Origin of the sequence: Sphingopyxis chilensis (assembly GCF_035930445.1) — a bacterium.
Classification (GTDB): Bacteria; Pseudomonadota; Alphaproteobacteria; order Sphingomonadales; family Sphingomonadaceae; genus Sphingopyxis; species Sphingopyxis chilensis.
Window position 1 is genome coordinate 1,921,216 of sequence record NZ_CP142394.1, and the last position, 14,039, is coordinate 1,935,254.

A 14,039-nucleotide genomic window follows, 5' to 3' on the forward strand; every position below is an offset into this window, starting at 1 on the left:
GTCAGCGACGGCCGCAATCTCCGCAAATGAGCCCGTGACCGTAAATCTTATCGCGGCCCTTCTTGCCGAGATCGCGGGCTTCGAAAACCAGCGCGGATACCGCCGGCCCGATCCGGTCGATCGCCGGTGCCGGGTAGCGAAGGGCAAGGCGTCCGCCGACGAGCGGCGCGGCGAATGAGGTGCCACGCAGGCGGTCGGTCGTATCGACGTCGGTCGCGGCAAGCACGGCATCGCCCGGCGCAGCGAAGTCGATGTGTTGCGTCCGGCCCGCCTCGGGCAAGACGCGATTCCTTGCATCGACGCCGGTCACCGCAAACACGCCCTTATAGGAAGCGGGATAGGCGGGCGGAGCGGCCGGGCCGTCGTTGCCGACCGCGGCGACGATCAACATGCCGCGCTGCTGCGCGCGCGATACGGCGCTCGCCAGCAGCTTGTTGTCGGGCCCGACGAGGCTGATCGTCGTCACCGCGGCGCCGCGCTGTACCAACCAACCCAGTGCGCGCGCAATGGCGCTTGCGTTCCCACCCGCCGGATCGGTGCCATAGACGTCGGCCGCCAGGAGCCGCTGCCCGGAAGCCGCCCCCCGAACCGATCCGCTGCCGATGAGCAGCGAGGCCACGGCAGTGCCGTGGCGGCTGGCGTAAGGCGCACCAGCCGCGAAGCCGCGCTGCTCGACACGACCGGCGACCGACGGATGCGCAGCAACCCCGCCGTCGATCAATCCGAGCCGGGCTTGGCCGGGCGACGCCGCCATCGCCAATGCCGTGGCCGAAAGAGTCCCACCGGGACCGCTTGTGAAATAGATATGATCGGCATCGACTTCGGCCTCGGGCAGAAGCTTGGAAAGCTTCTTTTGCGCGCGAGCGAGGCTGTTCCCTTCAGGAACCGCAAAGCGAGCTATGTCGAGGTCGATGCCTTCGACAAGCTCGCGGTCGATCAGCCGGAACCCTTCCTTGGCCGCGCGCGCGATCATCGCTTCGTCGACACCCGTTGCCACAACTATGCCGCGCACCGCGGGCTGGCCGTCGCGGTCGGGTTCGATGCGGTCGCGATTGTCGCGGAGCAGCGCGGCGATCCGGTCGATTCGCAACTGCGCGAGCGTATTGCGCACAGCGACGAGCGGCTCGCTGCTGATGTCCGGCAGCGAGGGCAGGGTGCGCGCGGCATCGGGAAGCTGGACCGGTGGCAATGCGATCTGGGCATCGGCATGCGCAGCGATCCCGGCGGAGAGAAGCGAGAGCATCATGGGCAGGGCGATCAAGGCGCGCATCGAAACTCCTCATATCGGCGGGGGCGAAGGCGGCGAACCAGCCGCGCCCGAAAAATTTAGCATGCCATGGAAGAAACGATAGAGTGGCGTCGTTTCTTCCTCAGACACAGCGAAAAGGCGAATATGCGCTTCGAAGAGGAACTGGTCGAATTATTGCCGCGCCTGCGCCGGTTCGCGCGCGGATTGGCGCGCCATCAGAGCGATGCCGACGATTTGTGCCAGGCCGCGATCGAACGCGCGCTGAAATCGCGCGATCAATGGCAACAAGGAACGAGACTGGACAGCTGGATGTACCGCATCACCCGCAATCTCTGGATCGACGAACGCCGCGCCGCTGGCCGGCGCGGCGTTCATGCGCCGATCGACGACGCAATCATACAGGTCGCGGGCGAGGGCGCCTCCGAGGTCGAGGCAGGGGCACTCCGTGGCGATGTCGACGGCGCCATGGCCCGGCTTCCCGACGAACAGCGCGAAGTCGTGATGCTCGTGCTTGTCGAAGGCTATGCCTATCGCGAAGCCGCGGAGATGCTCGATGTGCCGGTCGGTACCGTGACCTCGCGCCTTGCGCGGGGGCGCGAAGCCCTGATGTTCTATCTTGGAGAAGCGGCATGAGCTTTGATCCCGCCACCGTCGCTGCTTTTGTCGACGGCGAACTCGACGATCTGACCGCACGCCGGATTGAGCGCGAGGCAGCCAACGATGCAGCACTCGCGGCGGAGATCGCACGCCATCGCGCGCTCAAAGCGCGGCTGACCGGGCATTATGCTCCCATTGCGAAAGAGGCCGTTCCCGAACGACTCCGGTCGCTGATCGCGGTTGATGACAAGGTCGATACGAGCTTGGCCGATCGCCGCAGCGTCAGAGGCGCGCGCTTCACATACTTCAGTGGCGTTCATTGGAGCGCCATTGCGGCTTCGCTGGTGCTCGGCCTGACAATCGGACTGCGCCCTTGGGCGCCGGCCGCCGATGTGACAATCGACAACGGCGCTCTGGTCGCGGCGGGATCGCTCGCCGCAGCGCTCGATACACAGCTCGCGTCGAGCCAGCGTGACGATGCCCCGATCCGTATCGTGCTCAGTTTCGAGGACAATACCGGTCGCTATTGCCGCAGCTTCGAAAGCCGTCCGGTCAATGGAATCGGTTGCCGCGAGGATGGTCGATGGCAGATCGAAAGAACGCTTCCGGGCCAAACCCGCGGCGATTACCGGCAAGCCTCATCGGGCGAACTTGCTGGCGCGGCAGCGGCCATGATGAAACGCGATCCACTTGATGCTCAGAGCGAACGAGCGGCGCGGGACGCGGGATGGACAAATCCCCGATAGGATTTGTCGGAGAGTCTTGGGAACTGGAACTCGCCAAAACAGGTCCACTGGGCTTTACTGCCGCATAGAGCGATCTTAGACGCGCAATATGACGTTTCTGCAATTTGGTGAGTGGAAGTCGGTCTGCCAAACGCGGGGACCATTCTATGATTTAACATAATATATATTATCGGATAAACATATGCCTGACACGGCAAACCAATCCCCCATCGACCGTCTGCTCGGAATCATGCGCCAGCTCCGCAATCCGGACGGCGGTTGCGAATGGGATCTCGCGCAAAACTTCTCGACGATTGCACCTTATACGATCGAGGAAGCCTATGAGGTTTCCGACGCGATCGCCGGCGGCGATCCTGCCGCGATCCGCGACGAACTCGGCGACCTTCTGCTCCAGGTCGTGTTCCATAGCCAGATCGCGACCGACGACGGCCTTTTCGGCTTCGACGACGTCGCCGATGCGATCAGCGACAAGATGGAACGCCGCCATCCGCACATCTTCGGCAACGGCGAGACCGACGATGTCCGCAAGCAATGGGAAGCAATCAAGGCCGATGAACGCGCCGCCGAAGGGCCAAGTGGTGCGTTGGCAGGTGTCGCGCTGTCGCTACCCGCCTTGCTCCGCGCCCAAAAGCTGCAAGGCCGCGCCGCGCGCGTCGGTTTCGACTGGCCCGACGTCGACGGTCCACGCGACAAGATCGCCGAAGAATTGGCCGAGGTGGCGAATGCAGCGAACGAAGCCGAGCGCCACGAGGAAGTCGGCGACCTTTTGTTCGCGGTCGTAAACTATGCACGCAAGCTGGGCGTCGATGCGGAAAGCGCGCTACGCGACGCCAATCTGAAATTCGCCCGACGCTTTGCGGCGATGGAAGATCGGGCCGGCGGGAGCATCGCAGACCTGTCGCTTGATGCGCAAGAAGATCACTGGCTGGCGGTCAAGGCGTCGGAGCGTCGTTAGGATCTTTCCGGGCCGGCCATAGCCGTTCGAACCGCGCGCGATCCGCGGGATCGAGCCGTACGGTCAGGACGTGCCCCTCGCCCTCCGGCTCATCGGAGAGCACCTCGCCGCGGGCGTGCAGCCAAGCCATTGCCTCGCCCTGCTCATAGTCAAGATAGATGCGCTGCACCTGATGCCGCGCGGTCAATTGCGACGCCATGAGGATGCGCGCGGTCTCGACGCCTTCGCCCGTCACGGCCGAAATGATCGCGACGTCGGGACGCCGCGCCGCCATTTCTTCGATCGTCGCGCGGCGATCGACGTCCGCGGTGTCGATCTTGTTCCATATTTCGATCTGGGGGATCGCCGCCGGAGCATCCCCCTCCCCGCCATCCTGCGGACCGTTGGCGCCGAGCGAATTCAGAATCGCGCGCACATCCTCATATTGCGCCTCGCTGTCGGGATGCACGATATCGCGCACATGGACGATCAGGTCTGCGGTCGTGACCTCTTCCAGCGTCGCACGGAAGGCGGCGACGAGTTCGGTCGGCAGATCGGACACGAAACCCACGGTGTCGGACAGGATCGCCTTGTCGATGCCGGGCAACCGGATTTCGCGCATCGTCGGATCGAGCGTGGCGAAAAGCATATCTTCCGCCATGACGTCACTCCCCGTCAACCTGTTGAAGAAAGTCGATTTTCCGGCGTTTGTATAGCCGACGAGCGCAATGACGGGCCATGGCGCGCGCTGGCGCTTCGACCGTTGCAGTTGGCGCGTGCGGCGCGCATCCTCAAGGCTGCGGCGAATCCGCGCCATCCGATTGCGGATCATCCGCCGGTCGGCTTCGATCTGCGTTTCCCCGGGGCCGCCGAGGAATCCGAAGCCGCCGCGCTGACGCTCGAGATGCGTCCAGCTACGAACGAGGCGCCCTGCCTGATAATCGAGATGCGCGAGCTCGACTTGCAAACGCCCCTCAGCCGTCGCAGCGCGCTCACCGAAGATTTCGAGGATCAACCCGGTGCGGTCGATCACCTTCGTACCGAACGCCGTTTCGAGATTGCGCTGCTGGATCGGCGTGAGCGCCGCATCGACAACGACCAGCTGGACGCCCTTCGCGGCGATGTCGGGCGCGATCGCGTCGATCTGGCCGACGCCGAGAAGGGTCGCCGCCCGCGTCTGCCGCAGGCGCAGCGTGTGGACGGCGACGACATCGAGCCCGATCGCAAGCGCGAGTCCCTTCGCCTCCTCAGCGCGAGCGTCAAGGTCGCGCGCAAGCCGCTGGCTATGCCATTCGGGCACGATGACAAGCGCGGGTGCGCCGCGCGTTACCTCGTCTTCATTGTCGATTATCGGGTCGATCAGGTGTCGTCCGCTTCGCCGTCACCCTCGCCATTGTCGGTCAGGTTGATCGGCCCGTTCGGCTGAACGGTCGAAATCGCGTGCTTGTAGACAAGCTGCACCTGCCGCTCGCGCTCGAGCAACATGCAGAACAGGTCGAACGCGACGATATCGCCCTGCAGCATCACGCCGTTGACGAGGAACATCGTGACCGATTCGTCCGACCGGCGAACCGCGTTCAGGAAAACGTCCTGCAACGCCTTGCCCTTGCTCGCCGGCGCGTCGCGCAGATTGTCGCCGAGCAGCGACAAGTCGAAATCATGCGACGGCATCACGGTCGAGATCGCATGCTTATACACCAGCTGCGACTGCCCGTCGCGGCGGAGGAGCAATGAGAAATTGTCGAACCAGGTGATGATGCCCTGCAGCTTGACACCCTTGACCAGGAACATGGTCACCGGGGTTTTGCTCTTGCGAAGGGCGTTGAGGAAAATATCTTGGAGATTCTGGTTTTTATCGGACACATTTGCCTCCTGTTTTTGGCGGTACAACCGCGGGTACGGTGCCGGTTTTCCGGCTTTCAAGACCTTCTTCTTGAAAGCAATATGCGGCAAAGCAGGCGGAAGGTCTAGCGCAAAGCCGCTATCCCTCGCCGTCCGAACTCTCGGTAAGGCCCAAAAGTTTCAGTTTGCGGTGCAGCGCCGACCGCTCCATCCCGATGAAGGTCGCGGTGCGCGAAATATTGCCCGAAAAGCGGTTGATCTGGATGCGTAGATACTCGCGCTCGAAATTTTCGCGCGCCTCCTTCAGCGGGATCGCGGTGATCGATTCCGAATTGGGCAAGATATCGGTTCCGCCGCGGACCAGTTCGGCGGGCAGCATGTCGGCATCGATCCGCGCCAGCCGATCGCTCGGCGCAAGGATCATTACGCGTTCGATGACGTTGCGCAGTTCGCGGACATTACCCGGCCATTCATGCGCCTGGAGCGCCGCCATCGCCTCCGAACTGATCTCCGGCGGCGGAACGCGGCGGTCGGCGGCGTAGCGGCGGATATAATGGTCGCAGAGGCTGGCAATATCGTCGCGCCGCTCGCGCAGCGGCGGGATATGCACGGGCACGACGTTGAGCCGATAATATAGATCCTCGCGAAACCGGTTTTCGGCGATTTCGGTCATCAGGTCGCGCGCCGACCCCGAAATGATGCGGACATCGACGCGGATCATCGTGCGGCCCCCGACACGGGCGAAGCTCTGATCGGTCAGGACGCGCAGGATCTTGCCCTGCGTGGTCAGCGGCATGTCGGCGACCTCGTCGAGGAACAGCGTGCCACCATGCGCCTGTTCGAGCAGGCCGACGCGGATCGATCCATCTTCGGCCTCCGAGCCGAACAATTCGGTTTCGACCGTTTCAGGGTCCATGCGCGCCGACGAAATGACCCGGAACGGCGCATTGTGCCTGCCGCTCCATCCGTGCAGCACGCGTGCGGCGACTTCCTTGCCGACGCCGGGCGCGCCGGTGATCAGCACGCGGCTGCCTGTTCCCGCAACGCGCTTCAGCGTGGCGCGGACATTGTTGATCGCGGCACTGGTGCCGGTGAGCTCGTCCGACGGCCCGGCCTTTTCGCGCAGCTGTTCATATTCGAACTTCAGTCGTTCGCTTTCGGTCGCGCGCTCGACGAGGTGAAGCAGGCGCGAGGCCTCGAACGGCTTTTCGATGAAGTCGAACGCGCCGCGGCGGATCGCTGCAACCGCGGTGTCGAGCCCGCCATGGCCCGAAATGACGATGATCGGCAGCGTCGGGTCGAACGCCTTGATCGCTTCGACCAGCCCAAGCCCGTCGAGACGCGAGCCCTGGAGCCAGACGTCGATCAGCGCGAGCGACGGCCGCCGCTGACGGATCGCCTCGAGCGCAGAATCACTGTCCGACGCGGTGCGCGCCTCATAACCTTCGTCTTCCATGACGCCGGCGACGAGGTCGCAAATGTCGCGTTCGTCATCGACGATCAGAATATCAAGCGCCATGATCTTCTCTGTCCTGCCGGTTGCGGATGCGCCCCGGAACCGTTTCACTCTGCCCCATATTCTGCTCCCCGCCCTTCCCGGCCAGGGGCCGGAGCCGATCGGGATGGAGCGTCAGGGTCACGCATGTTCCTTGCCCCGCCGGATTGTCCGAAAACTCCAATTCGCCATAATGTTGCTCGACGATCTTCTTGACGATCGCGAGGCCCAGCCCCGTTCCGCCCTGACGTGTCGTCATATAGGGTTCGGCGATCGCGTCGCGTGCTTCGGGCAGCCCGATGCCGTCGTCGGTGACGCGAATGACGATCTCGCCCGCCGCACCGACATCCAGCGTTGCGCCGACATGCCCCGTTGCGACTTCGTCGGAATTTTTGAATTTTTCTTCAATTGCTTCAACGGCGTTTTTGACAATGTTCGTCAAGGCTTGCGACAAGGAACGGCGATCGCAGACGAGGGGCTCGATCTCGGCCGGCGTCTTGACCGAAAAGGCAATGTCGGGTTTCGCTACCTCGAAAAGGAATACCGCCTGGCGCAGGATGTCGCGCACGTCCTCGACCCCGAAGGTCGGCTTGGGCATCCGCGCGAAGCTCGAAAATTCGTCGACCATCCGCCGCATGTCATGAACCTGCCGAATCACGGTGTCGGTGAGCTTTCGGAAGGTTGCCGCATCGCCGTCGATCTTCTCGCCGAAACGACGCTGGAGCCGCTCGGCTGCCAGTTGGATAGGGGTAAGCGGATTCTTGATCTCGTGCGCGATGCGCCGGGCGACGTCGGACCAGGCCGCGCGGCGCTGGTCGAGCAACTGCTGGGTGATGTCCTCGAAACTGAGGACGAATCCGTCGCCCTGCACCACCGCCTTGGCGGCAAGCGTCGCCGGCTCGGCATCCTTGCGCGACAGTTGCACGATCCCCTCGCGCTCGTGGCTCGTCAACAGACGCGCCAGTTCGGGCGCGACGTCGTCGAGCAAAAGACCGGTAAGGTCGTCGGCGGACGGGCCGATCAACCGCTCCGCGGCGGCGTTGGCGAGCAGAATGCGGCGATCCGCATCGACCGATACCACCGCGGAAGACACCCCGCTCAACACCGCCTCGATGAAGCTTCGCCGCGTCTCCAATTGCTCGTTGACGCTGACGAGTGCTCCCGTTTGCCCTTCCAGCTGCTCGGTCATGCGGTTGAACGCGCGGGTGAGCACCGCGATTTCATCGTCGCGCGCCGGCGGCGTCACGCGCACCGACAGGTCGCCGCCCGCCGCCGTTCGCGTTGCACCGATCAGCGTCCCGAGCGGGCGCACGATGCGGTCGGCGACGACGATCGCGGCGATCACCGCGAGCGCCAGCAACAGCAACGAGCCCAGATAGAGCGCGCCGTTAAATTGCAACTGGAGCATTTGCGACCGATCGAACAGGCTGTTGTAGTCCGCCAAAACCGCACTGGCGCGCGCCGATTGCTGAAATCCCGGCACATTGGTGTCGCGCGACGCATAGACGAAGGCACGATCGGTTCCCGGCAAGCGCGCAGCGGCTTCGATACGATCGGACCTGCGCACGACGACGACATCCTCGCCCGCGTCGAGACGTGCGATCATCGCAGCACTGAGCCGGCTTGCCGCAGGCCGCTCATCGGGGTCGATCGCCGTCGCGGTCCGCGCGACGCCGTCGCGCCCTATCTCGATGATCGCGGATTCGTTCAGGCTGCGAACGACCACCTGCTGGAAATAATAATCGTTAAATCCCGGCGCATCGATCGGATATTGCTTCAAACGCGTGCCGAGGTCGGTCGCCATCGCAAAGGTGTTCGCGCCAACCTGGCGCTGATTTTCCTGATAATAGCCCTCGGCAAGGCTGGCGGCATTTTCGAACATGCCCCGCGACCGGTCGGAGAACCAGAAGTCGACGCCGAACTGGAACAATAGCGATGCAAAGATCACGACGAGCAGCGTCGGCGCGGCCGCAATCAAAGAGAATAAGGCCACCAGCCGGACATGGAGGCGGCCATTCCCGCCCGCCATCGAACGCACAGCGCGCGCGCGCGCGACGCGGCTGCCGATCAGCACGATCAGCGCCATCGCCGGGACGAGGTTGACGACCATGATCGCCGCCACCAGCGCCGGGGTCAGCAATCGTTCGCTCTGCGCGTCGCCCGTGACGAATATATATGTCGCGATCGCCACGCTGACGATGACGCCCAGCGTATAATATTCGGGCGCCCCAAAGCGCCAGAAGCCCGAACGCACTTCCTCGTCGTCCGAATCCATGTCGAATGCCAAGGATGCCGAATGCGCCATTGTTGCCGCGTTACGACAATCCTGTTGCATAGAAAACACACAATCGGCGCGAATATCGCCCAATAGCGCCGATTTCGGGATTATTGCCCGGTTTCAGGGATGCGCCGGATCGATGTCGAGCTGCCCCAGCCGCTTGCGCAGCGTGTTGCGGTTAATCCCGAGTCGCCGCGCCGCCTCGAGCTGATTGCCGCGTACATCGCGCAAGACCCGCCGGAAAAGCGCCGCCTCGACGATCGCTTCGAGCTGCTCGTGAAGGTCGCCGTCGCCCATTGCGGCCGCCATCTGCTCGCGTGCCCAGTCATCGACGGCGCGCGCGATCAGCACGGCGGGTTCGACGGCCCCGCCCCCCTCGCCATTTTCCTGGAGCACCGTCTCGACGTCGCGCACCGTCACCACGGTGTCGCGCGACAATACGGCGAGCCGCTGGACGACATTGCCGAGTTCGCGGACGTTGCCCGGCCAGTCGTAGCGTTCGAGCCATTGCATCGCCTCCGGGGCGAACTGACGGTCGGGAAGCCCCGAGCTGCGCCCCGCCTCGACAAAATGACCGACAAGGGCGGCAATATCGCTGCGGCGGTCGCGTAGTGGCGGCAGCGTGACGGGAATGACGTTGAGCCGGTAGAAAAGATCCTCCCGAAACCGGCCATCGGCGACAAGCGTTCGCATGTCGCGGTGCGTCGCGGCGATGACGCGGACGTCGGCGCGCAGCGCCTGATTACCGCCCACGGTCGAATATTCATTGCTCTGGAGCACCCGGAGCAGCCGCGTCTGCGCTTCGAGCGGCATGTCGCCGATCTCGTCGAGGAAAAGCGAGCCACCCGCCGCCTGCTCGAAACGTCCTGCATTGCGGCTGTGGGCGCCGGTGAACGCGCCCTTTTCGTGCCCGAACAGCTCCGCCTCGATCAATTCGCGCGGGATCGCGGCCATGTTGATCGCGACGAACGGTCCGTTCCGGCGCAGTCCGGTCGCGTGAATCGCGCGCGCAACGACTTCCTTGCCGGTGCCCGATTCGCCGAGAATCAACACCGCCAGATCGTTCGACGCGAGGCGGGCGATGGTACGGTAGACCGCCTGCATCGCCGGCGCGCGGCCGACCAGTCCGTGGCTGTCGGCCGGCGCCGCGGCGTCGCGCGTCGCCGGTTCGCTGCGCTTTTCAAGCGCGGCCCGGACGCTGGCGGTGAGTTCGTCGAGATCGAAAGGCTTGGGCAGATAATCGTAGCTGCCGATCCCCGTCGCGCGGACGGCGGTGTCGAGCGTATTCTGCGCCGACAGCACGATCACGGGCGTCGTGGGGTCGATGCCCGTGTGCGACAGCGAATCGATGCCGTCGCCGTCGGGCAATACGACGTCGGTGATGACCAGGTCGGGGCGATGATCGGCCAGCCAGGCGTTGCGTTCGGCCAGGCTGCCGACCGACGCGAAATGGCCGCATTCGCCGACGAGCGTTTCGCGGATGATCATCGCGATCGCCGGATCATCCTCGACAAGCAGGATCGTCTTGCCCGGATTCATGCCTTGCGTCCCTTTGGCGCGACGGGGAGATGTACGCGAAAACGCGTCCAGTCGCCGTCACGGATATGCTGGACCGTGCCGCCCATGTCGCGCGCGAGCTTGGCGACGAGTGCAAGGCCGAGCCCCCGCCCCTCGCGCTTCGTCGTGACGAAGGGATCGAACAGGTCGCCGCGGATGTCGGCGGGGACGCCGGGACCGTTGTCGCTGACGCTGACCTCGATCGGCAGCGCGATGCGCCCGCGCCCGTCGCCATTGTCGATCGACAGACCGTGCCGGTAGGCGGTCGTCAGGCGGACGACGCCGTCGTCGCGCCCGCCCAACGCCTCGCAGCCGTTGGTCAGCAGGTTGAGCAATATCTGCACCATGGCGTCATGATTGCCGTGGACGAGCGGCAGCGAAGGGTCGAAATCCTCCGCGAAGCGCACCCCCGGGAACTGGCGCGCGCGCGCGGTTTCCATCGCTTGGTGGATCGGCTGGTACAGGTTGATCGGGCTGCACGCGATCGGCTGGCCGCGCGAAAAATGCTCCATCTGGTCGATCAGCGTCGCGATCCGATCGACCTCGGAACAGATCAGTGTCGTGAAGCGCTCGCCCGCCGTATCGGTCTTGCGCGCCAGCAATTGCGCCGCACCCTTGATGCCGGCGAGCGGATTCTTGATTTCGTGCGCCAGCATCGACGCGGCGGCGCCCGCCGCGCGCCCCGAGCGGCCGATCGCGCCGCCCATCAGTTCGGCCTCGCTTTGCGCCGGAACGAGCGCGAGGATGCGATGGCCGCTGTGGCCATAGGGAACCATCTGCATGTCGACGAAGACCGACTTGCGTCCCCCCACCGATATTTCGGCGCGATGCGCGAAAAGCGCCGAGGTCGCGGCGTCGCTCATCCGCTGGCGATAACTGCGGTCCATCCGGATCACGTCATACACCACCCGCCCGACCATCGCCGAACGACTGATGTTGCACAGTTGTTCGGCGGCGGCGTTGACGAACAGGACGACCCCGCCCCGGTCGATCAGCAATGTCGGAACCGGATGCGACTGGATCAGTTCGTCATGGTCGAAGTTCGGGATGCTCGACGTGAGCGTGGTCACGCGGCGGCCCTGCTCAGGAAAGGCGTATAGAACTGCTCGAGCGCATCGAGCACGCCTTTGCTGTCGGGGATCTGGTTGACCTTGTTGCGGAACTCGGCCGAGCCGTGCAGGCCCTTGACGTACCAGCCAAGATGCTTGCGCGCCATATTGACCCCGGTCATTTCGCCATAATGGTCGATCATCGCGCGGTAATGCGATGTAATGACGTCATATTGTTCGTCGATACCGGGTTCTGGCCGTTCGGCTTCGCCGCGCAGCGCCGCCATGACCTGGCCGAGCAGCCACGGGCGGCCATAGGCGCCGCGGCCGATCATCACGCCATCGGCCCCGCTCTGCGCCAGCGCGTTCCGGGCGTCGGCGGCCGAGCAGATGTCGCCGTTGACGATGACCGGGACCGACACCGCATCCTTCACCTTGCGCACAAAGCCCCAGTCGGCCTCGCCGCGATACATCTGGTTGCGCGTGCGGCCATGGACGGTGACGAGCTTCGCCCCCAGATCCTCGGCGATATGCGCCAGTTCGGGGGCGTTCAGGCTGTCGTGGCACCAGCCCATGCGCATCTTGACCGTTACCGGCACCGAGACCGCCTCGACACAGGACTTGATCAGCGCCGCGGCGAGCTTCAGGTCGCGCATCAGCGCCGATCCGGCGTCGCCATTGGTCACCTTGCGCACCGGGCAGCCCATGTTGATGTCGATGATCGACGCGCCGCGGTCCTCGTTGAGCTTGGCCGCCTCGCCCATTTCATAGGGGGTGCAGCCGACGAGCTGCATCGACACCGGCTCTTCGACAGGGTCCCACGCCGCTTTCTGGATCGATTGGCGCGTTTCGCGGATCGCGGCCTGGCTCGCGATCATCTCGGTGACGTTGAGCCCCGAGCCATAATATCGCACGAGCTTGCGGAACGGCAGGTCGGTGACGCCGGTCATCGGCGCGAGGATCACGGGATCCGCGATGGTGATGTTGCCGATCTGAATGGGCCGGAGCGGCGCCATAAGCGGGGAGCTTTCGAATTGCCTAAAATTTAAGCAGCGCCCCTACACGCTAAGCCGCTTCCCCGCAAGCTGCGGCTGCGCTAACCGGCGCGCACGATGAACGAGTCCGCCCTCCCCCTTTCGCCGCGCGTGGCGGTCATATTGCTGGCCGGCGGGCGAGGCGCGCGTGCGGGATTCGCACGGCCGAAGCAGCTGGAGTTGCTCGGCGGCAGGACCGTGCTCGCCTGGAGCCTCGACGCCTTCGCGGCGTATCCCCGCATTTCACGCGGCGTTCTGGTCGGCGACGGCGACGTCATGGCCGCAGCCGCACCCCTTCCCGATGGCTGGATTTCCGCCGAGCCCGGACCCGAACGGCAACAGTCGGTCGCGAATGCGCTCGCGATGCTCGCTGATTGGGAGGATGGCGCGATCGTGCTCGTCCATGACGCCGCGCGCCCGGGGGTCGGCCCCGAGGTGATCGACCGGCTGCTCGACGCGCTTGGCAATGCCGACGCGGCCATTCCGACGCTGCCCGTTCCCGATACGCTGGTCGAGCAGGCCGGCGGCGTCGCGGGCGACGTCGCCGCGCGCGACAGGCTGGCGCGCGTGCAGACCCCGCAAGCGTTCCGGCTCGGCGCCCTGCGCCGCGCGCATGCCGGGGCGTCGGGGGCGAGCGCGACCGACGATGCCCAGCTCGTGCGGCAGACCGGCGTCGCCGTTGCAACCGTCGCCGGCGACGCGCGCCTCCACAAACTGACATATGCCGAAGATATGGCCATGCTCGCGGGGCTATTGGGGACAGGCACGATGATGCGAACGGCCGTCGGCATGGGATATGATGTCCACCGTCTGGTGGAGGGAAAACCGCTGTGGATCGGCGGCATAGAAATCGAGCATAGTCATGGCCTTGAAGGCCATAGCGATGCCGACGTCGCGCTCCATGCGCTGACCGACGCGATCCTCGGCGCGCTGGGCGACGGCGACATCGGCGACCATTTCCCGCCCGGCGATCCGCAATGGCGCGGCGCCGCATCGCACCGCTTTCTCGCCTTTGCTGGCAATCGCGTCGCGGCGAACGGCGGACGGATCGGGCACCTCGACCTGACTATCATCGCCGAAGAGCCCCGAATCGGCCCGCACCGCGTCGCAATTCGCGAGCGGATTGCCGAAATCCTTGCGATTCCGGTCGGACGGGTTAGTGTGAAGGCGACAACGACAGAGCGGCTGGGCTTTACTGGCCGCCGCGAGGGGATATCGGCCCAGGCCGTCGCGACCGTACAACTTCCGGAGAATTGAA

The 14,039-nt window shown here is 64.7% G+C and carries 12 protein-coding genes; 4 read left to right on the plus strand and 8 right to left on the minus strand.

Annotated features, from left to right (window positions below; all coding sequences use genetic code 11):
• Position 1: 1 nt before the first annotated feature.
• Positions 2-1,270, minus strand: a complete 1,269-nt coding sequence (locus VSX79_RS08660; RefSeq protein ID WP_326915182.1) for a S8 family serine peptidase — start codon at positions 1,268-1,270, stop codon at positions 2-4.
• Between the two features lie 123 nt (positions 1,271-1,393).
• Here VSX79_RS08660 and VSX79_RS08665 point away from each other — a divergent pair, with 123 nt between their 5' ends.
• The 3 genes from VSX79_RS08665 (at position 1,394) to mazG (ending at position 3,547) form a co-directional block, all read left to right on the plus strand.
• Positions 1,394-1,882 (plus strand): RNA polymerase sigma factor, encoded by a 489-nt coding sequence (locus tag VSX79_RS08665; RefSeq protein ID WP_326915239.1) that lies wholly within the window; start codon positions 1,394-1,396, stop codon positions 1,880-1,882.
• The gene (locus VSX79_RS08670; protein ID WP_326915183.1) at positions 1,879-2,592 is read left to right on the plus strand and encodes an anti-sigma factor; all 714 of its coding nucleotides are present in this window, start codon (positions 1,879-1,881) and stop codon (positions 2,590-2,592) included. Before VSX79_RS08665 ends, VSX79_RS08670 begins: the two co-directional genes overlap by 4 nt.
• A gap of 181 nt (positions 2,593-2,773) precedes the next feature.
• Positions 2,774-3,547, plus strand: a complete 774-nt coding sequence (gene mazG, locus VSX79_RS08675) for a nucleoside triphosphate pyrophosphohydrolase (protein ID WP_179496239.1) — start codon at positions 2,774-2,776, stop codon at positions 3,545-3,547.
• Here mazG and hflX read toward each other — a convergent pair.
• From hflX to dusB, 7 genes are all read right to left on the minus strand, one after another.
• A complete protein-coding gene (gene hflX, locus VSX79_RS08680; protein ID WP_456154546.1) occupies positions 3,525-4,889 on the minus strand; it encodes a GTPase HflX in 1,365 nt (454 codons plus the stop codon). The two genes, mazG and hflX, sit on opposite strands and share 23 nt — an antisense overlap.
• Positions 4,886-5,389: an RNA chaperone Hfq gene (gene hfq / locus VSX79_RS08685; protein WP_326915184.1), complete on the minus strand. Its 504-nt coding sequence runs from the start codon at positions 5,387-5,389 to the stop codon at positions 4,886-4,888. Before hfq ends, hflX begins: the two co-directional genes overlap by 4 nt.
• A gap of 118 nt (positions 5,390-5,507) precedes the next feature.
• Positions 5,508-6,887 carry a nitrogen assimilation response regulator NtrX gene (gene ntrX, locus VSX79_RS08690; RefSeq protein WP_179496237.1) on the minus strand — a complete coding sequence of 460 codons (1,380 nt, stop codon included), beginning with the start codon at positions 6,885-6,887 and terminating at the stop codon, positions 5,508-5,510.
• Positions 6,877-9,138 carry a sensor histidine kinase gene (locus tag VSX79_RS08695; protein WP_257018125.1) on the minus strand — a complete coding sequence of 754 codons (2,262 nt, stop codon included), beginning with the start codon at positions 9,136-9,138 and terminating at the stop codon, positions 6,877-6,879. Before VSX79_RS08695 ends, ntrX begins: the two co-directional genes overlap by 11 nt.
• 123 nt (positions 9,139-9,261) lie before the next feature.
• The gene (locus VSX79_RS08700; RefSeq protein WP_179496233.1) at positions 9,262-10,680 is read right to left on the minus strand and encodes a sigma-54-dependent transcriptional regulator; all 1,419 of its coding nucleotides are present in this window, start codon (positions 10,678-10,680) and stop codon (positions 9,262-9,264) included.
• Positions 10,677-11,768, minus strand: coding sequence for a two-component system sensor histidine kinase NtrB (locus VSX79_RS08705; protein ID WP_179496231.1), 1,092 nt, complete (start codon positions 11,766-11,768; stop codon positions 10,677-10,679). The genes VSX79_RS08700 and VSX79_RS08705 overlap by 4 nt, the downstream gene beginning before the upstream one ends.
• On the minus strand, positions 11,765-12,763 hold the full coding sequence (gene dusB / locus VSX79_RS08710) for a tRNA dihydrouridine synthase DusB (RefSeq protein WP_179496229.1): 999 nt from the start codon (positions 12,761-12,763) through the stop codon (positions 11,765-11,767). The genes VSX79_RS08705 and dusB overlap by 4 nt, the downstream gene beginning before the upstream one ends.
• Positions 12,764-12,859: 96 nt before the next feature.
• Here dusB and ispF point away from each other — a divergent pair, with 96 nt between their 5' ends.
• Positions 12,860-14,038: a 2-C-methyl-D-erythritol 2,4-cyclodiphosphate synthase gene (ispF, locus tag VSX79_RS08715; RefSeq protein WP_326915185.1), complete on the plus strand. Its 1,179-nt coding sequence runs from the start codon at positions 12,860-12,862 to the stop codon at positions 14,036-14,038.
• The last annotated feature ends 1 nt before the right edge of the window (position 14,039 follow it).